Origin of the sequence: Citrobacter sp. TBCS-14, from assembly GCF_005280805.1 — a bacterium.
Classification (GTDB): Bacteria; Pseudomonadota; Gammaproteobacteria; order Enterobacterales; family Enterobacteriaceae; genus Citrobacter; species Citrobacter gillenii.
Genome location: NZ_SZWM01000135.1, coordinates 46,952 through 69,347, shown reverse-complemented (window position 1 = coordinate 69,347; position 22,396 = coordinate 46,952). Strand labels below are relative to the sequence as shown.

The 22,396-nt window shown below is 54.0% G+C and carries 20 protein-coding genes; 5 read left to right on the top strand and 15 right to left on the bottom strand.

What is annotated here, in order from left to right; translation table 11 throughout:
* Window positions 1-67: 67 nt before the first annotated feature.
* From ubiB to udp, 5 genes are all read right to left on the bottom strand, one after another.
* The gene (gene ubiB, locus FDX22_RS01620; protein WP_115259832.1) at window positions 68-1,708 is read right to left on the bottom strand and encodes a ubiquinone biosynthesis regulatory protein kinase UbiB; all 1,641 of its coding nucleotides are present in this window, start codon (window positions 1,706-1,708) and stop codon (window positions 68-70) included.
* A complete protein-coding gene (gene ubiJ / locus FDX22_RS01615; RefSeq protein WP_115259833.1) occupies window positions 1,705-2,310 on the bottom strand; it encodes a ubiquinone biosynthesis protein UbiJ in 606 nt (201 codons plus the stop codon). Before ubiJ ends, ubiB begins: the two co-directional genes overlap by 4 nt.
* A gap of 13 nt (window positions 2,311-2,323) precedes the next feature.
* Window positions 2,324-3,079 carry a bifunctional demethylmenaquinone methyltransferase/2-methoxy-6-polyprenyl-1,4-benzoquinol methylase UbiE gene (gene ubiE / locus FDX22_RS01610; RefSeq protein WP_096758910.1) on the bottom strand — a complete coding sequence of 252 codons (756 nt, stop codon included), beginning with the start codon at window positions 3,077-3,079 and terminating at the stop codon, window positions 2,324-2,326.
* 94 nt (window positions 3,080-3,173) lie between these two features.
* On the bottom strand, window positions 3,174-4,604 hold the full coding sequence (gene rmuC, locus FDX22_RS01605) for a DNA recombination protein RmuC (protein WP_115259834.1): 1,431 nt from the start codon (window positions 4,602-4,604) through the stop codon (window positions 3,174-3,176).
* 141 nt (window positions 4,605-4,745) lie between these two features.
* Window positions 4,746-5,507: a uridine phosphorylase gene (gene udp, locus FDX22_RS01600; protein WP_003828923.1), complete on the bottom strand. Its 762-nt coding sequence runs from the start codon at window positions 5,505-5,507 to the stop codon at window positions 4,746-4,748.
* A 265-nt stretch (window positions 5,508-5,772) separates the two neighbouring features.
* Here udp and FDX22_RS01595 point away from each other — a divergent pair, with 265 nt between their 5' ends.
* Entirely contained in the window at window positions 5,773-6,582 is an 810-nt protein-coding gene (locus FDX22_RS01595; protein WP_146716631.1) for a dienelactone hydrolase family protein, read from the top strand.
* A gap of 103 nt (window positions 6,583-6,685) precedes the next feature.
* On the opposite strand, the gene metE is transcribed toward FDX22_RS01595, so the two are convergent.
* Window positions 6,686-8,947: a 5-methyltetrahydropteroyltriglutamate--homocysteine S-methyltransferase gene (gene metE / locus FDX22_RS01590; RefSeq protein WP_146716630.1), complete on the bottom strand. Its 2,262-nt coding sequence runs from the start codon at window positions 8,945-8,947 to the stop codon at window positions 6,686-6,688.
* 235 nt (window positions 8,948-9,182) lie between these two features.
* Between metE and metR the strand changes: the two genes are divergently transcribed.
* Window positions 9,183-10,121, top strand: coding sequence for an HTH-type transcriptional regulator MetR (gene metR / locus FDX22_RS01585; RefSeq protein ID WP_115259837.1), 939 nt, complete (start codon window positions 9,183-9,185; stop codon window positions 10,119-10,121).
* Here metR and FDX22_RS01580 read toward each other — a convergent pair.
* The 3 genes from FDX22_RS01580 to pldB form a co-directional block, all read right to left on the bottom strand.
* Window positions 10,024-10,923, bottom strand: a complete 900-nt coding sequence (locus FDX22_RS01580; RefSeq protein WP_146716629.1) for a carboxylate/amino acid/amine transporter — start codon at window positions 10,921-10,923, stop codon at window positions 10,024-10,026. The genes metR and FDX22_RS01580 overlap by 98 nt on opposite strands.
* Window positions 10,924-11,003: 80 nt before the next feature.
* Window positions 11,004-11,804 (bottom strand): sugar/pyridoxal phosphate phosphatase YigL, encoded by an 801-nt coding sequence (gene yigL / locus FDX22_RS01575; RefSeq protein WP_096758916.1) that lies wholly within the window; start codon window positions 11,802-11,804, stop codon window positions 11,004-11,006.
* A gap of 14 nt (window positions 11,805-11,818) precedes the next feature.
* Window positions 11,819-12,835: a lysophospholipase L2 gene (pldB, locus tag FDX22_RS01570; protein ID WP_096758917.1), complete on the bottom strand. Its 1,017-nt coding sequence runs from the start codon at window positions 12,833-12,835 to the stop codon at window positions 11,819-11,821.
* A gap of 110 nt (window positions 12,836-12,945) precedes the next feature.
* Here pldB and rhtB point away from each other — a divergent pair, with 110 nt between their 5' ends.
* Window positions 12,946-13,566, top strand: coding sequence for a homoserine/homoserine lactone efflux protein (gene rhtB / locus FDX22_RS01565; RefSeq protein WP_096758918.1), 621 nt, complete (start codon window positions 12,946-12,948; stop codon window positions 13,564-13,566).
* 45 nt (window positions 13,567-13,611) lie between these two features.
* Here the strand turns inward: rhtB and rhtC are convergent, their stop codons facing one another.
* From rhtC to pldA, 3 genes are all read right to left on the bottom strand, one after another.
* On the bottom strand, window positions 13,612-14,232 hold the full coding sequence (gene rhtC / locus FDX22_RS01560) for a threonine export protein RhtC (RefSeq protein WP_096758919.1): 621 nt from the start codon (window positions 14,230-14,232) through the stop codon (window positions 13,612-13,614).
* Between the two features lie 63 nt (window positions 14,233-14,295).
* Complete coding sequence (recQ, locus tag FDX22_RS01555; RefSeq protein ID WP_115259840.1) at window positions 14,296-16,125, bottom strand: ATP-dependent DNA helicase RecQ; 1,830 nt, start codon at window positions 16,123-16,125, stop codon at window positions 14,296-14,298.
* Between the two features lie 88 nt (window positions 16,126-16,213).
* Window positions 16,214-17,083, bottom strand: a complete 870-nt coding sequence (gene pldA / locus FDX22_RS01550; protein ID WP_137399139.1) for a phospholipase A — start codon at window positions 17,081-17,083, stop codon at window positions 16,214-16,216.
* A 165-nt stretch (window positions 17,084-17,248) separates the two neighbouring features.
* Here pldA and yigI point away from each other — a divergent pair, with 165 nt between their 5' ends.
* Window positions 17,249-17,716: an acyl-CoA thioesterase YigI gene (gene yigI, locus FDX22_RS01545; protein WP_005133301.1), complete on the top strand. Its 468-nt coding sequence runs from the start codon at window positions 17,249-17,251 to the stop codon at window positions 17,714-17,716.
* A gap of 51 nt (window positions 17,717-17,767) precedes the next feature.
* Window positions 17,768-18,664, top strand: coding sequence for an EamA family transporter RarD (gene rarD / locus FDX22_RS01540; RefSeq protein ID WP_096758922.1), 897 nt, complete (start codon window positions 17,768-17,770; stop codon window positions 18,662-18,664).
* Between the two features lie 117 nt (window positions 18,665-18,781).
* On the opposite strand, the gene corA is transcribed toward rarD, so the two are convergent.
* From corA to uvrD, 3 genes are all read right to left on the bottom strand, one after another.
* Entirely contained in the window at window positions 18,782-19,732 is a 951-nt protein-coding gene (corA, locus tag FDX22_RS01535; protein WP_096758923.1) for a magnesium/cobalt transporter CorA, read from the bottom strand.
* Window positions 19,733-19,886: 154 nt separating this feature from the next.
* The gene (gene ysgD / locus FDX22_RS30400) at window positions 19,887-19,943 is read right to left on the bottom strand and encodes a YsgD/CorL family protein (protein ID WP_212723238.1); all 57 of its coding nucleotides are present in this window, start codon (window positions 19,941-19,943) and stop codon (window positions 19,887-19,889) included.
* A 247-nt stretch (window positions 19,944-20,190) separates the two neighbouring features.
* The gene (gene uvrD, locus FDX22_RS01530) at window positions 20,191-22,353 is read right to left on the bottom strand and encodes a DNA helicase II (RefSeq protein WP_096758924.1); all 2,163 of its coding nucleotides are present in this window, start codon (window positions 22,351-22,353) and stop codon (window positions 20,191-20,193) included.
* Window positions 22,354-22,396: the final 43 nt, after the last annotated feature.

Here is a 22,396-nt window from a genome sequence, read left to right as displayed (position 1 = left end):
TGTTATAGATGATGAATTAATAAGACCGTAGTATACGTTACACGACCTGCCTTGAGCGATGAAAAATTCAGCGCATTTTGCGCCAGCCTATCAGCCAGGCAATGACGCCACCCGCCATTAGCCAGCCAGGCATCAAACCCCACTCAGGACGGCTTACCAGCAAGAATGTCCCACTTAGCAGCAGCGTTGCGCCAATACCCAATAAATAACGGGATTGTCCCTGACGAACATGATTCGCCTGAAGCTCGCGCGCAATCTTATCAACACTGTGTTGTAAATATTTGCCCTGGCGCAAACTGTCATACACAAGTTCAGGTATTTCTGGCATTTTTTCGACCCAGAACGGTGCTTTTTCTTTAAAAGCCCTGACAAGCGCAGGAATACCGACCTGATCTTTAATCCACGACTCCAGAAATGGCTTGGCTGTTTTCCATAAATCTAACTGCGGATATAGCTGTCGACCAACGCCCTCAACATACAACAATGTCTTCTGTAACAGCACCAGTTGCGGCTGGACTTCCATATTAAACCGACGTGCGGTGTTAAACAGGTTCAACAGCACGTGACCAAATGAAATTTCCGACAGCGGTTTTTCAAATATCGGTTCACACACGGTACGAATAGCAAATTCAAATTCTTCGACGTTGGTGTCCGGCGGAACCCAGCCAGAATCTACGTGCAACTCGGCAACCTTGCGGTAGTCGCGGTTAAAAAACGCGATAAAGTTTTCCGCCAGGTAGCGCTTATCTTCTTTATTCAACGAACCGACAATCCCGCAGTCAATGCCAATATATTTCGGGTTCTCAGGGTGTTCATAGCTAACAAAAATATTCCCAGGGTGCATGTCCGCATGGAAAAAGCTGTCGCGGAATACCTGAGTAAAGAAGACCTGAACGCCACGCTCAGCCAACAGTTGCATATTGGTGCCGTTCTTCTCAAGCGCGGCAACATCTGAAACAGGGATACCGTAAATACGCTCCATCACCATCATGTTCTGACTGCAATAGTCGGAATACACTTCCGGGATGTACAGCATCGGGCTGTCTTCAAAATTACGCCGCAGCTGAATCGCGTTCGCCGACTCGCGCAGCAGATTCAGCTCATCGATCAGCGTTTTTTCATATTCACGCACCACTTCCGTTGGCCGCAGGCGGCGACCATCCGGCAGCAAGCGAGGCACCCAGCGAGCAAGGCGATAGATCAGTTTTAAATCGGCTCTGATGACCGGCAGAATATCCGGGCGAATGACCTTGATCACGACCTCTTTGCCGTTCGATTTCAGTCGCGCAGTGTGTACCTGTGCAATAGACGCAGATGCCAGTGGAGTGATGTCAAAATCATCAAACCATTCTTCAACAGGGAGTCCGCCCATTGCTTCTTCGATTTGTTGTTTTGCGCGTTGCCCATCGAATGGGGCCACCCGGTCCTGCAGCAGTGCAAGCTGATCGGCGATTTGCGGAGGAAAAAGGTCGCGGCGGGTGGAAAGCATTTGACCAAACTTGATCCACACCGGTCCCAGCTCCTGCAAAGCCAGTCTCAGCCTTTCACCCAGCGGTTTATCTTTATGTCGGTTTGGCATCCAGAACAACGTGTAGCGCCACAACCTAAGCGGCAGCGTAATACGCATTTTGGGGATGAGTTCATCAAGACCGTAGCTTAAGAAAGTGCGAATGATGAAATAAAGGCGCCGTACTTCACCTGGCGTCATTTGGCCTCCAGTTTTTCCAGCCGTTTGGCCAGGGAGTCGACCGCACGCTCAACGGCAGCGGTTTCTTCGGCAAACCATGCAACTTCCAGCGGGCCCGGGGCCATGCGCCACTCTTCGGTGATCGCTTCGGCAACATAACGCTGCTGACGTTGAACGGTACGGCATAAAAACGTAGCCCCACCGCGCAGGGTCTTGCTGATCCCTTCTGCAACAATATCGCCAGTATAAGGGGCAAGCAGTTCTGCGGGATCGAACTCCGCCAGGTCTGCCAGCGCGACAACGTTCTGCACCACTTGAATATCGCCCTGCACTTCCAGTTCGCCGCTGCGGATAAGCGCCGTGAGCTGCTGGCGATCGCGCAATTTTGGTAACACGCTGGCATGCGTGATCACGGTGCAATCAGCTTCGCCTTCCCATGCCCCCAGTACATCAACCTGGCGTTCGCTAAACACCAGGACTAGCGGGGTCGAAAATCCTTTGAGATCTACACGCAGCACCTTGCCCTGCAAACGCGTTCTGGCTGATTTCAGTGCCGGTGAACGATACAGAAAGGTGTTGAGCAGATTTTCAACGCCTGCGGTCACTAAGGGTTTAAAAGGCATCCCCGATCTCCTGTCAGAACTTGTAACCACGATGCAGCGCAACAACACCTGCCGTCAGGTTGTAGTAATCAACGCTTTCAAACCCAGCATCTTGCATCATTGCTTTTAACGTGTCCTGATCGGGATGCATACGGATGGACTCCGCCAGATAGCGGTAACTATCGGCATCGCTTGCCACCATTGAACCGATACGCGGAAGAATATGGAAAGAGTATGCGTCATACGCTTTGCTCAGCGGCTCGATAATCGGCTTGGAAAATTCCAACACCAGTAAACGTCCACCAGGCTTCAACACGCGATACATAGAACGCAGTGCTTTGTCTTTATCCGTGACGTTACGCAGGCCGAACGAAATGGTAATGCAGTCAAAGGTGTTGTCCGGGAACGGCAATGCTTCCGCGTTCGCCTGGACATACTCGACGTTGCCAATCACGCCAATGTTGCGCAGCTTTTCGCGACCCATTTTGAGCATTGAGTCATTGATATCCGCCAGAACCACTTTCCCGGTTTCACCGACCATGCGAGAAAATTTCGCCGTCAGATCGCCCGTACCACCGGCTAAATCCAGGACAGTCTGCCCACGGCGCACGCCACTGCAATCAATGGTGAAGCGCTTCCACAAACGATGAATGCCAAATGACATTAAGTCATTCATAACGTCATATTTAGACGCCACAGAATGAAAAACGTGGGCCACCATGTCAGCTTTCTGCTCTTTAGCGACGGTCTGAAAGCCAAAGTGCGTCGTTTCTTGTGAATTATCCACCATCTCAGTGCCTGCTCATCCAAAAAATGTTCGAGAAGTGTAACAGATTGGGCCAATTTGCCCTACCCTTCTACCGGGTTCAACTAACCCAAACGGGCTAGTTTGATTGCTGATTTACCGCCTCTCCATCGGGGTAAGTCTCGTCTTGTTGCGCCTCGGGGACCGAACGTAAACGAAACTCTTCATCCTGGCTCGTGGCTTGTTCAGCCAGTTCAGGATTAATCTCACGCTTAATTTCTACACCCAATCCACGAAACGCTTCTGCCTGAGCCAGAACGTTTCCACGCCCTGAAGACAATTTTTTCATCGCCTGCCGATAGTTATCTTGTGCCTTGTCCAGGCTCTGACCAATTGCCGACATATCATCGACAAACAGCCGCATTTTGTCATAAAGCTTGCTGGCCCGGTCCGCGATCTGCTGCGCATTACGACTTTGATGCTCATACCGCCACAGATTAGCAATGGTGCGCAATGCCACCAACAACGTGGTAGGGCTTACCAGCATAATATTATTTCTGAGTGCCTCTGTAATCAGTTCGGGCTGCCTGTCCAGCGCCAGCAGAAAAGCGGGCTCAACCGGGATAAACATCAGCACATAATCAAGCGTACGTAATCCCGGCAACTGCTGGTAGTCTTTGCGGCCCAGCAGACGAATATGGTTACGCACGGAGGCGATATGTTCCTGTAACGCACTTTCGCGGGTGTAGTCATCCTCTGCATTAAAGTAGCGTTCATAGGCCACCAGCGTCATTTTCGCATCGATCACCACGTCTTTGCCCTGCGGCAATCGGACAATAACATCCGGCTGCATCCGCGATCGTGCGTCATTTTCTATGCTGACCTGAGTTTCATATTCATAGCCTTCGCGCAGACCGGACGCCTCCAGTACCCGCGTGAGTACGACTTCTCCCCAGTTGCCCTGGGTTTTGTTATCGCCTTTCAGCGCCCGTGTCAGGTTAACCGCTTCTTGCGCCATCTGCGCGTTCAGTTGCTGGAGGTTACGAATTTCGTGCGCCAGGGTATGACGCTCTTGCGCCTCTTTGCCAAAGCTATCCTGCACCTGGCGGCGAAAACCGTCCAGCTGTTCACGTAATGGTGTAAGCAAGCTATTCAGGCTTTGGCGATTTTGCTCATCAACGCGACGATTGCTGTGTTCAAAAATACGGTTTGCCAGGTTTTCGAACTGTTCGCTCAGACGCTGTTCGCTGTTGATCATCTGGCGGATTTTATCTTCCGCATGCTGTTGCGTCGCGTCGAGTCGCGTGGTGACTTCCCGGAGATCGGCTTCCAGAGAGGTGTTAATACTCTGCAGGCTGCGAAGTTCGTTGTTGAGTAGCTCGCACTCGTCGCGCCAGTGGGCTTCCTGCGCCAGCTGTTGACGTGCGGCGCTTAGCGCAATATCCAGTTCACGCCGTTCTTCGATAAGATCCGCGCGGATTTGGTCGGCACGCGCTTTGGTCGCCAGCCAGCCCACAAGCAGCCCTGCAGCTAACGCCACGACGGCACTTATCATTATCGAAATATCCACTACGCCCCCCTTACAGCAACGACTTACCCGCACAAAATAGAATTGTGCTGTATAAACGTCCAGTTTAAAAGGAATTTCCTGCGAGGTACTGCGCAAAATAAAAAGGCCGAACATGTCGGCCTTTTCAGAAAGGAGAGAAAATTACAGCAGGCGACGTGCAGCCTCTACCACGATTTTCACCGCGTGGCTTTCCGTTTGCTTCATGGTTTCAGCATTCGGGATTTCTTGCTGAGTACGGTTAACGATAACACCCGCAACCATACCGGCACGCAGACCCTGGCTTGCACACATGGTCAGCAGCGTAGCGGATTCCATTTCGTAGTTCATGACGCCCATGGACTGCCACTCTTCCATCGAGCCTTTGAAACGGCTCACCACGCGACCAGAGAAGGTGTCATAACGCTCCTGGCCTGGGTAGAAGGTATCTGAAGAGGCGGTCACGCCGACGTGGGTAGTCGCGCCAATAGATTTCGCGGCTTCCACCAGCGCGGTGGTGCATTCGAAATCGGCAACAGCCGGAAATTCCATCGGTGCAAAGTGCAGGCTCGCCCCGTCCAGACGGACAGACGCGGTGGTAACCAGCACGTCGCCCACGTTGATATGCGGCTGAATAGCGCCGGTCGTACCGATACGCAGGAAGGTACGAATGCCCAGTTGCGCCAGTTCTTCTACGGCGATAGAGGTCGACGGACCGCCGATACCGGTAGAGCAGACAATCACAGCTTTACCATCCAGCTCAGCACGCCAGGTAGTGAACTCGCGATGAGATGCCAGCTTAACCGGCTTGTCCATCAGCGCGGCGATCTTTTCCACACGCTCAGGGTCGCCAGGGACGATAGCAAGCGTAGCCCCTTGTAAATCGTTCTTGGTGAGGCCGAGATGAAAAACATCAGACTTAGACATAAAAACTCCTCTGTGAATCGGTTTTGTCAGAAGAAGCAAAAACACACTTTACCGAAGGCATAAACATATTTTCGTGACAGCCATCACTTTGATGTAAATCAATTGCATTTCATTACCGTCAAATAGTGATGAACATCACATTAACTGTTCGATACAGGCAAGCCTTGCACAAAAGATAGACCGTTTAAGGCAATGTGGTTCGTTGCGCGCGTCTATAGTTAATGATGCGCTATTTGGCTAAATACTTAAGGGTACGGAGAATACCATGGCAACAACACGACAATCTGGCTTTGCACCTGCAGTATCCCCACCCGCAGCAACGGCGGTTCACACCCCGGATAACGAAATCATCGCGGGAATAACGTCGATTCCGTCTCAAGGCGATGATATGCCTGCGTATCATGCACGCCCGAAGCACAGCGAAGGTCCGCTACCGGTTGTTATCGTCGTGCAGGAAATTTTTGGCGTTCATGAACACATCCGTGATATTTGTCGCCGCCTGGCGCTGGAAGGGTATCTGGCTGTCGCTCCAGAGCTTTACTTTCGCGAGGGCGATCCGAATGATTTTGCCGATATTTCAACGCTGTTAAGCGGCCTGGTGGCCAAGGTCCCGGACTCTCAGGTACTGGCCGATCTGGACCACGTCGCCAGTTGGGCCTCACGCAACGGTGGTGACGCACACCAACTGATGATCACTGGTTTTTGCTGGGGTGGACGCATCACCTGGCTGTATGCCGCACACAACCCGCAGTTAAAAGCGGCAGTGGCATGGTATGGCAAACTGGTCGGCGACAAAACGCTGAACTCGCCCAGGTATCCTGTCGATATCGCTACCGATCTTAACGCCCCCGTGTTGGGGCTTTATGGCGCGCAGGACACCAGTATTTCGCAGGAAAGCGTGGAAACCATGCGTCAGGCATTGCGCGCGGCGAATGCCAAAGCAGAAATCGTGGTGTATCCCGATGCCGGGCATGCTTTTAACGCGGATTATCGCCCGAGCTATCACGAAGAGTCCGCCAATGACGGCTGGCAAAGAATGCTGGCGTGGTTTGCGCAATATGGTGGGAAGAAATAAATGTTAATCGCCCGGTGGCGGCTACGCCTTACCGGGCTTACAACGACTTGCACGTTCCTGTTGGCCGGGTAAGCGTTAACGCCCCCGGCGATCGGGCACCTAATTAAGCCTGACGCAGGTTCTGCGCCGCTTTCACCATGTTCGCCAGCGCTGCGCGGGTTTCCGGCCAGCCACGCGTCTTCAGACCACAGTCCGGGTTCACCCACAGACGCTCAGCCGGGATACGCTGTTCCGCTTTCTTCAGCAGGGCTTCAATCCATTCCACGCTTGGCACATTTGGCGAGTGAATGTCGTACACGCCCGGCCCGATTTCGTTCGGGTAGTCGAACTCTTCGAACGACTCCAGTAGTTCCATGTCGGAACGCGAGGTTTCAATGGTGATCACGTCGGCATCAAGCGCAGCGATGGAATCCATGATGTCGTTGAACTCGCAGTAACACATGTGGGTATGGATCTGCGTTTCGTCCTTCGCCACCGCGGCGTTGATGCGGAAGGCCTCGACACCCCATTCCAGATACGCCGCCCAGTCGCTACGACGCAGCGGCAGACCTTCACGCAGCGCCGGTTCATCAATCTGGATGATGCCAATACCGGCGGCTTCCAGATCGGCGACTTCGTCACGAAGTGCCAGCGCAATCTGCTTAGCGATGGTTTCGCGAGTCACATCTTCGCGCGGGAATGACCAGCAAAGAATGGTCACCGGGCCTGTCAGCATGCCTTTGACCGGTTTGTCAGTCAGCGACTGGGCGTATTTTGCCCACTCAACGGTAATCGCTTCCGGACGACTCACGTCACCAATCACTACCGGCGGCTTCACGCAGCGGGAGCCGTAGCTCTGTACCCAACCATTCTGAGTAAAGACAAAACCGTCCAGATGCTCGCCAAAGTATTCAACCATGTCGTTACGCTCGGCTTCGCCGTGTACCAGCACGTCCAGGCCTAAACGTTCCTGCTCAGCGATCGCCTGTTTGATGTGCTCGGCGATACCGGTGCGGTAGTTGCCCGCATCCAGGTTACCCTTTTTAAAATCCAGACGCAGGCCGCGGATTTCCGTAGTTTGCGGGAAGGAACCGATAGTGGTGGTCGGCCACGCTGGCAGGTTAAAGCGCGCACGCTGGGCTTCGGCACGTACCGGGTAAGCGTGAGTACGCTGGCTGTCCTGCGCGGTGATAGCCGCCAGACGTTTTTCCACTGCCGCATTGTGGACGCGGATTGACTGACGACGCGCCTGAATTGGCGCACTCCACGCGACCAGTGCAGTAGTATCGCCGCTGTTCAGCGCATCACGCAGCAGCGCCAGTTCACCGCACTTTTGCAGGGCGAAGGCAAACCAGCTTTTCACTTCGGCATCCAGGCGGGTTTCGACACTCAGATCGATAGGACTGTGCAGCAGGGAGCAGGAGGAGGCGACCCACAGCTCACGTTTCCCGACAATGTCTTTAATCTGTGCATATTTCTCGGTCAGATCGGCGCGCCAGACGTTACGGCCGTTAATCAGGCCTGCGGAGAGCAGCCAGTTAGCGGGCAAACGCGAGTGCAACTCGGCTACGTCATCTTTACCATGAACCAGATCCACGTGCAGACCCTGTACCGGCAGCGCGGTGATGGTATCCAGATTCGGCGTCACGCCTTCGAAATAGGTAGTCAGTAGCAGCTTCACCTGCCCGGTCAGCGCATCGTACGCCGGTTTAAAGGCGTTCAGCCATTCCTGGGGCAACTCCAGCACCAGCGCAGGTTCATCAATCTGTACCCACTCAACACCGCGTTTCGCCAGCTCAGCCAGCACCTGCTGGTAAACCGGCAGGATGTCGTTCAGCAGACTCAGGCGATCAAACTGCTCACCCTTCACTTTCCCCAGCCACAGGTAGGTGACCGGACCCAGCAGGACGGGCTTCACTTTGTGGCCCAGCGCCAGCGCTTCGTCCACTTCATCCAGCAGTTGAGTCCAGGTCAGTTTGAACTGCTGACCTTTGGTAAATTCAGGCACCATGTAGTGATAGTTGGTATTAAACCATTTGGTCATTTCTGCCGCTGCCGCCGGTTCACCGGTCGGTGCGCGACCACGGCCAATGCGGAATAAGGTGTCGATATCGACAGAGCCATCTTTGTTCTGATGACGGGCCGGAACGTTACCCAGCAGCAAACTGGTGGTCAGCACATGATCGTACCAGGCAAAATCGCCCACTGGCAGCAGGTCAACGCCAGCTTGCTTTTGTTGATCCCAGTGACGAGCGCGCAATTCGCGACCCGTTGCCAGCAATTCTTCACGAGAGGCGTTACCCGCCCAGTAGCTTTCTTGCGCTTTTTTCAACTCGCGACGCAGGCCAACGCGAGGGAAACCGAGGGTGTGATTCAATATTGTCATTTTTCTTCCTCTAATTATATGTAAATCCTATGGATTTTGAATTTAGGGAAGGCGGCAAGTTTGCTCATCCCCAGGAGCTTACTGAAGTAAGTGACTGGGGTGGGGAAACGAAGCCAACGCACCATAAATTTAAAAGACGAAGGATTTTAGCCGTCCAGATGTTTACACATCCATAATTGGCGGTTACTGTATATTCCTCAAGCGCAATTTATTCATGCCGAAGTGAAGGACTTTCATGATCGAGATTAAGCATCTGAAAACGCTACAGGCGTTGCGGAACAGTGGGTCGCTGGCAGGCGCAGCAGCGACGTTGCATCAGACCCAATCCGCCCTGTCTCACCAGTTCAGCGATCTGGAACAACGCCTCGGCTTTCGGCTATTTGTGCGTAAAAGCCAGCCGCTACGTTTTACGCCACAGGGTGAAATTTTGTTGCAGTTGGCCAATCAGGTGTTGCCACAAATCGGTCGCGCGCTTCAGGCATGCAACGAACCGCAGCAAACCCGGCTGCGCATCGCCATTGAATGTCACAGCTGTATTCAGTGGCTGACCCCCGCGCTGGAGAATTTCCGTGCTAACTGGCCACAGGTAGAGATGGATTTTAAATCCGGCGTGACTTTCGATCCGCAACCAGCCCTGCAGCAGGATGAGCTGGACCTGGTGATGACATCCGACATTCTGCCGCGCAGCGGCCTGCACTATTCACCGATGTTTGATTTTGAAGTCCGTCTGATACTGGCACCCGATCACCCACTGGCCAGCAAAACGCAGGTAACGCCGGAAGATTTAGCCAGCGAAACCCTGTTGATTTATCCGGTACAGCGCAGCCGACTGGATGTCTGGCGGCATTTCCTGCAGCCTGCAGGCGTTAGCCCGTCGCTGAAGAGCGTGGATAACACCCTGCTGCTGATCCAGATGGTCGCCGCCAGAATGGGTATTGCAGCGCTGCCGCACTGGGTAGTGGAGAGTTTTGAACGCCAGGGCCTGGTAGTGACCAAAACCCTGGGTGATGGATTGTGGAGCCGACTGTACGCCGCTGTGCGCGATGGCGAGCAGCGTCAGCCGGTCACGGAAGCATTTATTCGCTCAGCGCGGAATCACGCCTGCGATCACCTGCCGTTTGTGCGGAGTGCGGAGCGACCCACTTTCGATGCACCCACAGTGAGGCCACTATAACAGCCGCACCAATGATGAAGCTTGGCCAGTGAGGCTGCTGGTGCCAGATGGCCAGATTAACCAACAGCCCCGCAGGCACATGCATATTGTTCATGATACCCAGTGTGCCTGCATCTACCTGCGTCGCGCCGTAGTTCCACATAAAGTAACCGATGCCCGATGCTGCCACGCCAAGGAACACCAGAATCCCCCACTGCAGCGAAGTTTCAGGCATTTTTTGCGCATTCCCTACTATAAGCCAGGCAACGACCGCCACCAGTAATGCCCCCATATAAAACCAGGCAAAGGCGTTGTGCTGCAGCATGGGACGGGTTTCCATCAGACGCTTATAGCCCACCATGCCGATGGCAAAGCTGATGTTAGAAAGCTGTACCAGCAGCAGACCGGTCCAGAAATGACTGGTCACCTGATCGTAACGAATGATCCCCGCCCCAATCACCGCCAGCAGTGCGCTAAACGCGTAGCTCCAGCGTAAACGGCGTCGGCTCATCAGGTCATAAATCAGTGTGATATAGAGCGGTGTCAGGACGGTAAATAGCAGCAGCTCGGAAACCGTCAGGTACAAATAAGCACGGAAACTCAGCATATACATGATGCCAAGCTGCATGGCACCCACCAGCATGTACAGACCAATAGTTTTTACGCTGTGGCCGCGGGTACGCAGAAATGGCAGGAACACCAGCGCAGCCAGTCCGACCCGCACCAGCACGGCAAAATAGCTATCGACATGACCAGCAAGGTACTCGCCAAACAGGCTAAAGGAAAAGGCCCACAGAATAGTGGTAATGATGAGTAGCGCCACAATAGATGTCTCTGAACAAAAGATACACCCATTGTAGCGAAGTTCACGGTTGACAACTGACTAACTAATGAGCGGTTCCGTTACTGTAAAAACAGTTCTCGCAGATAATGCGGCACAGCATCGTCGGCATTAAGCCCAATCACGTCCAGCTCCGGGTGCAGATCCTTCAGGCGCTGATGTGCATTACCCATAATGCAGCCTTTTCCCGCCATCGATAGCATTTCGGCGTCATTCATGCCGTCACCAAAGGCGATACAGTCTTTCAGGCTGAAGCCCATCGCTTTTGCCACCGCTTCCAGCGCATGGCCTTTTGATACGCCACCCGCCATCACTTCCAGACAGGTCAGCGTGGAGAAACTGACGTTCACACGATCACCCCAACGGGCGTTAATCGCCTGCTCCAGCGGCAGCAGGATTTCGTGAGAGTCGGTGGTGAAAAACACTTTACTGACGCCTTCCGGCTCCAGCAGCGCAGGTTCAAACAGTGAGTAGTTAAACACCGCTTCTTTAAAGAAACGCATTTCATCCGGGCGATGGCGGTTCATAAACCACTCATCGTCGCGATACACGTTGGTCACGATATCCGGGTTCGCATTCACCACACCAAACAGATCGCTGGCAATGTCGCGATCCAGGTTATGCGAGAACACAAGATTCCCGTCAGTATCATGTACGCGCGCACCGTTGGAGGTGATCATGTAGGACTTAATGCCGAGATTGTCGCGAATTTGCCCTACATCAATATGATGACGGCCGGTCGCAAACACAAAATTCACACCACGAGCCGTCAGCAGTTTCAGCGTCTCTTTGGCATACGGGGACAGGGTATGGTCGGGGGAAAGCAGCGTACCGTCTAAATCAGATGCAACTACCTGATACATAAAAAATTAAACCTCTAAGCAAAGCGGTGTCCGCTGGATGAGTTATGCCTGTCGAAAAATTCAACAATGGCGTTGAGCGCGACTGAGCGCATTGCGTCCTTTTCAAAAAGGATCTCATGGTAGGCGCCTTTTATGACCAGCGGTTGACCTCCTTCTACAGGATGGCCCGCTGCAGCGCGGAGTTCACAAAAACGATAGTGCATGCGGTTATCCACCACACGCTCTTCTTCAGCCTGAATAAGCAACGTCGGGGTCGCATCATCTCCGGCCCCGGCCAACACCTGCTCACCCGCCAGAATGCCTTCACGCACCCAATGATAGGTCGGACCGCCTACGCGCAACTGCGGATCATCAGCATAGAAGCGCAGATTACGCCGATAGCGCTGTCGGCTATGGGTGAGCGCATTCATCCCAAACGGCAACGCCCGCCAGCGACCGGTCCCCATGGCATAGCCTTCGCGAATGCGCGGATACCCTTCAGCCCAGTCAAGAATATGGCGCACCATCCAGTCAGGAAAGCGCATCACGATCCCGAACATCGGGGCGCTGAGGGCAATAGCATCACACTGATTAGGGTGGCGCTGCAGGAACAGCGTGGCAATAGCGCCTCCCATGGAATGCGCCAGTATATAGCGTTTTCTCCATGGACCTGGCTGCACTTCCTGCTGCCAGAAGGCGGTCAAATCGTCGACATAGTCATTAAAGTTATCCACATGGCCACGGTGCGGATCCGAGAGCATCCGCCCGGAACGCCCCTGGCCACGATGGTCGATAATGAGGACGTCAAAACCAGAATAAAACAGGTCATACGCCAGTTCAGCGTATTTTACGTAGCTTTCTATGCGCCCGGGACAAACGACGATGACGCGATCGTTTTTTTCTGCACGAAAGCGAACAAAGCGTACGGGAACATTATCTACGCCAGTGAATTCCGCTTCCTCCCGCTGACGCCAGAAATCTGTCAGTGGCCCCATGGAAAAAGCGGCAAACGCGTTTTCTCTTGTTTCCCAGTCTTTTTGCTGCTGAAACATCGGGTATCCAGCCTCGTTGACCAAGTAAAATCGTTTTTTTTGCCGAGCCTGTTACAACGCATCGGCAGTAGCGTATTGTGGCATAAAAATAGACAAGTCGGGAGTTTCTCATGACCTTTGAATGGTGGTTCGCCTACCTGCTGACGTCCATTGTTTTGAGCTTGTCGCCAGGTTCAGGGGCGATCAACACCATGACAACCGCCATCAGCCATGGTTATCGGGGAGCAGCGGCGTCGATTGCCGGTTTGCAGACCGGGCTTGGCATTCATATCGTGCTGGTCGGTGTTGGGCTAGGAACGCTATTCTCACGGTCAGTGATCGCCTTTGAGGTACTGAAGTGGGCGGGGGCAGCCTATCTTATCTGGTTGGGCATTCAGCAATGGCGCGCGGCGGGAGCCATCGACCTGAACACCATCGCCAATACGCAATCACGCAGTCGCCTGTTCAAGCGCGCCGTCTTCGTCAACCTGACCAACCCAAAGAGCATTGTATTTCTCGCCGCCCTGTTCCCGCAGTTCATCATGCCGCAGGAGCCGCAGTTGATGCAGTACGTGGTGCTGGGCGTGACCACCATCGTGGTCGATATTATTGTGATGATCGGTTATGCGACGCTGGCTACCCGCATTGCGGGCTGGATTAAAGGGCCAAAGCAAATGAAGGCGCTGAACAAAGTGTTTGGTTCGCTGTTTATGCTGATAGGTGCCCTGCTGGCGTCAGCACGGCATGCCTGAGATCAGTGCCGGATGACGCTACCGCTTATCCGGCCTACTGGTAAGTTAACGCGAAATAATCAGATGAATGCCGAAGCCCGCGAATAACGCGCCGGCAAAGCCGTCAATCCACTTCGCCAGACGCTGATAGCCACGACGCATTTTCGGCAGTGCAAACAGGCTGGCAACCACGGTAAACCACGCCAGCGTCTCGACGATAATCAGCGCGAAAATACCCCAACGGGCAGCGGTACCGACGTTGTCGCCGACAAACAGCGAAAAGACGGAGCCAAAATAGATAATGGCTTTGGGATTCGCCAGGTTGGTCAACAGACCTTTTAAAAAACTGCGTCCGCTCTGCGCCAGCTCAACCTGCGGCGCGGGTGCCGCAACGTCCTGTTTTTTAAACGCGCCGCGCAGCATCTGATACCCCATCCAGCACAGATACAGACCACCGCCGACCATAATAATAGTGTGCAGCCAGGCCATTTTTTCGATGATCAGATGCAGACCGAGCAGTGCCACGCCCGCCCAGACCATGACGCCGCAGGTAATACCCAGCACACCCATCATCGCCTCTTTGCGCGAGCGACTAACGGCCGTTTGCGAAACAAAGAAAAAATCGGGGCCAGGACTCATCAGCGCTACGATGTGTACCAACGCAACGGTAAAAAATAGCGTTAACATAAAAATGACTCGCGGGGAAATAGTTCAGAGAGTCACCATCCTGGCATTTTTTTGCCTGGCTGACTACTCTTCGTCGTCACCATCAACATGTGCGCGGATAAGTGCCATAAACTCTTTGCCAAAACGCTCAAGTTTACGCATTCCCACGCCGTTGACGCTCAGCATTTCGCTCGGTGACACCGGCATTTGCTCGGCCATTTCAATCAGCGTGGCGTCGTTAAAGACCACATACGGCGGGATATTCTCCTCATCGGCAATGGCTTTACGCAGCTTACGCAGTTTGGCAAACAGCTTACGATCGTAGTTACCGCCAAAGGATTTCTGCATTGCGCGTGGTTTAAGCGCCACAATACGCGGCACGGCAAGCTGTAGCGGCACAACGCCGCGCAGTACCGGACGCGCAGCTTCGGTTAACTGCAACGCGGAGTGGTGGGCAATATTCTGCGTCACCAGTCCGAGGTGAATCAGCTGGCGAATGACGCTCACCCAATGTTCGTGGCTCTGTTCACGACCAATACCGTAGACCGGCAGCTTGTCATGCGCCATCTCACGAATGCGCTGGTTATTCGCCCCGCGCAGAACCTCGACGACATAGCCCATACCAAAACGTTGGTTAACGCGGTAGATCGTCGACAGCGCTTTACGCGCATCCATTAAGCCGTCGTACTGTTTTGGCGGATCGAGACAAATATCGCAGTTGCCGCACGGCTCCTGACGCCCTTCGCCAAAATAGTTCAGCAGCACCAGACGACGACAGGTTTGCGCCTCGGCAAAGGCCCCCATCGCATTGAGCTTGTGACGCTCGATATCCAGCAGCTGTCCGGCGGGTTTCTCTTCGAGACAACGGCGGAGCCACGCCATATCGGCCGGATCGTAAAACAGCATCGCTTCTGCGGGCAGGCCATCACGCCCGGCACGCCCAGTTTCCTGATAGTAGGACTCGATATTACGCGGGATATCAAAATGCACCACGAAGCGCACGTTGGGTTTGTTAATTCCCATGCCAAACGCCACGGTCGCGACAACGATTTGCAGGTCGTCGCGCTGGAATTTCTCCTGCACGTCGGCGCGCACGTTGTTGTCCAACCCGGCATGATAGGCCCCAGCGCTGATCCCACGGCTTTGCAGACGCGCCGCGGTGTCTTCAACCTTCGCGCGGCTGTTACAGTAAATAATGCCGGACTTTCCGCGTTGTTCCTGCACGTAGCGCATCAGCTGATCGAGCGGCTTAAACTTCTCCATTAGCATGTAGCGGATATTGGGACGGTCAAAGCTGCTGATCTGAATGAGGGGATCGTTAAGCCCGAGCAGACGCACAATATCCAGCCGGGTGGTGTCATCAGCGGTGGCCGTGAGCGCCACAAACGGCAGTGCAGGGAAACGCTGACGCAGCTGACCCAGCGCGGCATATTCCGGGCGGAAATCATGCCCCCACTGGGAAATACAGTGCGCTTCATCTACCGCCAGCAGTACCGGGTTCCAGTGCGCCAGATTATCAAGGAAGTTATCCAGCATCAGGCGCTCGGGCGCAATGTACAGCAGGCGGATTTGCCCGCTACGGCAGCCTGCCATCACCTCTTGCTGCTGTTCACGGCTCTGGGTGGAGTTCAGACACGCCGCCGCTACACCGTTTGCCAGCAGCTGATCGACCTGGTCTTTCATCAGGGAAATCAGCGGCGAGACAACAACGGTGAGGCCGTTCAGCAGTAATGCGGGAATTTGATAACACAGGGATTTACCACCACCGGTTGGCATAACGACCAGGCAGTCGCGGCCAGAGAGCACGGTGTCGATGATTTCTTCCTGACCAGGGCGAAACTGTTGGTAGCCAAAGGTTTCCTGCAAAACCTGTTTAGCGCCCATTTCCAGATTCAACACTTCCGCCTGCGCCACATTAACCCCGTTAACCTTAAATAAAAACAGGCGCTATTTTCAGCGCCTGAGAGAGAAACTGCAATGATTAAAATACTCTCAATGCCGATCAGAAGATATCGTTGAGCATTACGCCCACGCCAACGCGCGTCTGATTAAAGTTATAGTCAATCAGCGACTCGCCATAACCACTGTAGACCTGGGTATAAAGACGAACATGTTTGGTGATGGGGTAGCTGACACCCAACTCAGCGCCGCCGTAGCCGGTATTCCAGTTGTACTGACCTTTCACGCTTAACACGGCGTCACCGAGGTGGTAACCCAGTTTGAGCTGATAGTAGCCCATATATTTAGTGATATCTGGGTTATCGTCAGTGCTGCCGATGACGTACCACGGCTTCACTTCTACCAGCCAGTTACCGTTTTCTGCCATCAGGCGGGTATACAGGCGGTTCCAGCTGCGCGAGGTCGGTTCGGAACGACCGTTAGAGTCGTGGTTGTATCCCATTTCCACATCACGTAGCGTCCAGCCGGCAACGCGGTAATCGGTGGCGAAACCGAGGAACAGTTGTGGTTCGTAGTTAGTTTCGCGAAACGGTGCCGATTCTTCGCTATTAGAAAGCTGCCACCAGGATTTCTGGGTATAGGAACCACCAAGCACGGAGTTCGGGCCTAAAATCCCGCGCCACAGCGGAAACGCCAGGCTCAGCTGAAACTTCACCTCATCTTTACGCGCATTTTCAGACCAGCTATAGCTGCTGATGGCCTCTTTATTCATGTCGCTGGTATTGGTGTAGATGAGGTAGTTGGTGTCATAAGGGTAAAGCGTGAAAGGATTGTCATGCTCTTGCAGCATGTTGGCAATAATACTGCCGCGCACAGCGGGTGCATCATGAATCTCTTTCACTGTCGCTTCCTGCGCATACACGGTCAACGGCAGCATAACTGCTGGTAGTAACCATCCCAGAATCGCCCGCATCGGTCATGTTCTCCTGAACTAAAATATTGATGAATTGTAAGATTTTATTGATAGCATTTTACATACTTAGTGCGCTCTTCGTTAGTTATCCCGTCCCAAAGTAGAAAACAACAATTAAGAAGCATAATATCAACACCTCATTAACCATCGAGAGTTAGGGATTGTATGTCTGCCGTACTGACTGCTGAGCAAGCACTGAAATTAGTGGGCGAAATGTTTGTCTACCATATGCCGTTTAACCGGGCGCTGGGGCTGGAGCTGGAACGTTACGAAAAAGAGTTTGCCCAACTGGCCTTTAATAACCAACCGATGATGGTCGGCAACTGGGCGCAAAGCATCCTGCATGGCGGCGTGATTGCCTCAGCATTGGACGTAGCAGCCGGACTGGTGTGCGTGGGCAGTACGCTGACCCGTCATGAAACCATCAGCGAGGACGAGCTGCGCCAGCGGATGTCGCGCATGGGAACCATCGATCTCCGCGTCGATTATCTGCGCCCAGGCAGGGGGAATCGCTTCACGGCTACCAGCAGTTTGCTGCGGGCAGGCAATAAAGTTGCCGTTGCACGCGTGGAGCTGCATAACGAAGAGCAGCTTTATATCGCCAGCGCCACCGCAACGTATATGGTGGGGTAAGCGCCTGAAACAAGGTAAACTGCTGTTACATTTCTGAAATGAGTTTTCCCGATGGATGCTAAGCAAACGCGGCAGGGCGTATTACTCGCTCTTGCTGCCTATTTTATTTGGGGCATTGCACCCGCATATTTCAAGTTGATTTACTACGTCCCCGCAGACGAGATCCTGACGCACCGTGTGATTTGGTCATTTTTCTTTATGGTGGTGTTGATGAGCATCAGCCGCCAATGGTCAGGGGTCAAAACGCTGCTGCAAACGCCAAAGAAGGTTTTCCTGCTGGCGCTTTCCGCGGTGCTCATCGGCGGAAACTGGCTGCTATTCATTTGGGCGGTCAACAACCACCATATGCTGGAAGCCAGCCTCGGCTACTTTATTAACCCCCTGGTGAATATTGTATTGGGCATGATTTTCCTCGGTGAGCGCTTTCGCCGCATGCAGTGGCTGGCCGTACTGCTCGCCGCCTGCGGCGTGTTGGTACAGTTGTGGACGTTTGGATCACTGCCAATCATTGCGCTGGGACTGGCCTTCAGCTTTGCTTTTTATGGCCTGGTGCGTAAGAAGATCGCCGTCGAGGCGCAAACCGGCATGCTGATCGAAACCTTGTGGCTGTTACCGATTGCGGCAATCTATCTGTTTGGTATTGCCGACAGCCCAACCAGCCATATGGGACAGAACCCCATGTCGCTCAATCTGTTGCTGATTGCAGCAGGGGTCGTGACCACCATTCCACTGCTGTGCTTTACCGGTGCAGCGACCCGTCTGCGTCTGTCCACGCTGGGCTTTTTCCAGTATATCGGGCCGACGCTGATGTTCCTGCTGGCGGTAACATTCTACGGTGAAGTACCGGGCGCAGATAAGATGGTGACGTTCGCCTTTATCTGGGTCGCGCTGGCGATATTCGTGATGGATGCGATTTATACCCTACGCAGAACGCGAAGGGGGCTGTGATTGCGCCTGATGGCACTGATTTTGTAGGCCGGATAAGACGGTTACGTCGCCATCCGGCATCTTTCTGCCTGATGGCGCTGCGCTTATCAGGCCTACGGGAGCGTTAATAATTCTCTGCTACAGCCAGTTCTTGCGCTTAAAGTACAAATACGGCGCCAGGCCCGCGAGCATCATAAAAACAATCGCTCCGGGGTAACCGAAGCTCCAGTGCAGTTCCGGCATGAACTCAAAGTTCATGCCGTAGCTGGATGCCACCAGCGTCGGCGGCAGGAACACGACGGAAACCACCGAGAAGATCTTGATGATGCGGTTCTGTTCGATGTTGATAAAGCCCATCGCCGCCTGCATCAGGAAGTTAACCTTCTGGAACAGGGATTCATTGTGCGGCAGCAGGGATTCGATATCTCGCAGGATCTCGCGCGCCTGCTCCAGTTGACCGCCCGGCAGTCGCGCCTTACGCACCAGGAAGTTTAATGCGCGCTGGGTATCCATCAGACACAGACGAACTTTCCAGCCGATATCTTCCAGTTCCGCCAGCGTGGAGAGCGCTTCGTCATATTCATCGCCCTGACGCCCTTCCATAATCACGCGGCTGAGTTTTTCCAGATCGCTGTAGATATTTTCTATTTCATCCGCCAGCTGTTCAATTTTCGTTTCGAACAGATCGAGCAGCAGCTCGTAAGCGTTGCCGTCGACCATCGACTGGCTGCGCGCACGCATACGGTACAGGCGAAACGCTGGCAGTTCGCGCTCGCGCAGGGTAAACAGACGACCTTCGCGAATGGTGAATGCCACGGTTGAGTTGCCCGCATGATCGTCGGCATCTTCATAGAAGAAGAAGGAGTGGATGTGCAGGCCGTCTTCGTCTTCAAAAAAACGTGCGGATGCTTCGATGTCTTCCAGTTCAGGGCGCGTAGCCAGGTTCTGGCCCAAGTCCTTTTGCACACGGTTTCGTTCATCGTCATCCGGCTCGACTAAATCGACCCAAACCGAACTGGCGAGATGATCAATTTCATCCGCCTCAAGACGTATTAAACGATTGTTTTCCAGTTGAAATGCGCTCAGCATGACCGGGACTCCCAATGCAAAAAATTATCGGACAGTTCGGTGGGCACACAGAAACAAATTGGGTTTCAGACCATTAAACAGCCTGACTCGGCGCGACGAGAAAAAACAGAAGGTCGCTGACAACCGCGAAGGCTATCAGCAAAAAGGGATAGCCTTAGGAGTTGATCCTGGATGACAGGATAATGAGCCAGTATCTACTGGGTGTGTCCAAGGCGAATGTCCTCTTAGCGTAATCGTGCGCGCATGTTACGCCAGCAAAATTTTGACGTCAACACGCAACAGATGGCGAAAAAGTAATAATTTCCCCTCATGCTGCAAGGTTAGCAGAACGGGGGGATTTATCTATGATTTCAGAATATTAACCGAAAGATTGCCGGATGGTGGCTTCGCCTTATCCGGCCTACAAATCATAATATTAAGCGACATGCAGGCCTGATAAGCGTAGCGCCATCAGGCGATCAAACGGTTTCTAGTCTGGCGTAGGCAGCAACCAGCCATTTGATCCCCTGCCCCTGGAACGCGACCTGCAAACGACTGTGTTCACCGCTACCTTCCAGGTTGACGATGGTGCCCTCGCCAAATTTGGCGTGACGCACACGCTGACCGAGCTTATAGCCGGTGTCGTTCTCCGCCATCGGCGTACCCATCCGTTGATGACTTACCGGACGGCTGACCGTGGCGCGCAGGCGAACCTCTTCCACACAGGTCTCTGGTAATTCACCAATAAACCGGGATGGACGGTGGTAAACCTCTTTGCCGTACAGGCGACGCGTTTCGGCGTAGGTCAACGTCAGTTTCTGCATCGCACGGGTAACGCCCACATAGGCCAGTCGGCGTTCCTCTTCGAGGCGCCCACCTTCATCGAGTGACATCTGGCTGGGGAACATGCCCTCTTCCATTCCGACAATAAACACCTGCGGGAACTCCAGACCTTTGGCTGAGTGCAAGGTCATTAGCTGGACCGCATCCTGCCAGGTATCCGCCTGCCCTTCGCCCGCTTCCAGCGCCGCGTGGGAGAGGAACGCCTGTAGCGGCATCAAGTCTTCGTCTTCTTCGTTGTAGCTGAACTGGCGCGTTGCCGTCACCAGTTCCTCTAAGTTTTCGATACGCGTCTGGCCCTTCTCACCTTTTTCCTGCTCGTACATCATGCGCAGGCCGGAGTCTTTTATTACCCGGTCGGTCTGCACGTGCAGCGGCATATCGGCGGTTTCCTGCGCCAGTGCGTCGATAAGTTCCATAAAGCGCTGTAGTGCGCTGGCGGCACGCCCGGCCAGGGCTTTTTCCTGCAGCAGTTCACGACACGCCTGCCACATTGTCAGCTGGCGGTCGCGCGAGGTCTGCCGCACCACGTCCAGCGTACGATCGCCGATACCGCGCGTGGGGGTATTCACCACACGCTCGAACGCGGCGTCGTCGTTACGATTAGCTATCAGACGCAGGTAAGAGAGCGCGTCTTTGATTTCCTGACGCTCGAAGAAGCGCATTCCACCGTAAATACGGTACGGCATACTAGCCTGCAACAGCGCTTCTTCCAGCACGCGCGACTGGGCGTTGCTGCGATAAAGAATGGCGCACTGTGTCAACTGACCGCCATTGTCCTGCCAGGCTTTGATTCGGTTGACCACAAAACGCGCTTCATCGAGTTCGTTGAACGCGCAATAGAGTGAGATCGGCTCACCGTCGACGCCCTCGGTCCACAGCTTTTTGCCCAAACGCCCGTTATTGTTTTCAATCAGGGCGTTAGCCGCGCTAAGGATATTATTGGTCGAGCGGTAGTTCTGCTCCAGACGAATAGTTTCGGCACCGGGGAAGTCGTTGAGGAAGCGCTGGATGTTTTCCACCTGCGCCCCGCGCCAACCGTAGATTGACTGATCATCATCGCCGACGATCATCACCTTGCCGGTGTCACCCGCCAGCAGGCGGATCCAGGCGTACTGGATATTGTTCGTATCCTGGAATTCGTCCACCAGGATGTTGGTAAAACGTTCGCGGTAGTGCTGCAGAATGTGCGGTTTGTTGAGCCACAGTTCATGCGCGCGCAGCAGCAGCTCGGCGAAATCCACCAGCCCGGCGCGATCGCACGCTTCCTGGTAGGCCTGGTAAACCTTCTGCCAGGTTTGCTCGACCGGATTGCCGTAGCTCTGCAAATGGTGCGGGCGCAGCCCTTCGTCTTTCTGGCTGTTGATAAACCACATTGCCTGGCGCGCTGGCCACTGCTTCTCATCGAGGTTCATCGCTTTGATCAGACGCTTCAGCAGGCGCAGCTGGTCTTCGCTGTCGAGGATCTGGAAATCCTGCGGCAGGTTGGCATCCATATGGTGCGCACGCAGCAGGCGGTGTGCCAGTCCGTGGAAGGTACCGACCCACATACCACCCTGGCTGGTTCCCATGATCTGACCAATACGGTGGCGCATTTCTGCCGCCGCTTTGTTGGTAAAGGTCACGGCCATAATCGAGTATGGCGAGTTGTTTTCAACCGTCAGTAACCAGGCGATGCGGTGTACCAGCACGCGCGTTTTACCACTCCCCGCGCCTGCCAGAACCAGCATGTTGCTGCGTGGCGCAGCCACAGCCTGGCGCTGTTCGTCATTGAGGCTATCGAGCAGGTAAGAAACGTCCATTGGCACCGCCGGAATCAACAGGGCCCAGCCGGACCCCTGGGAA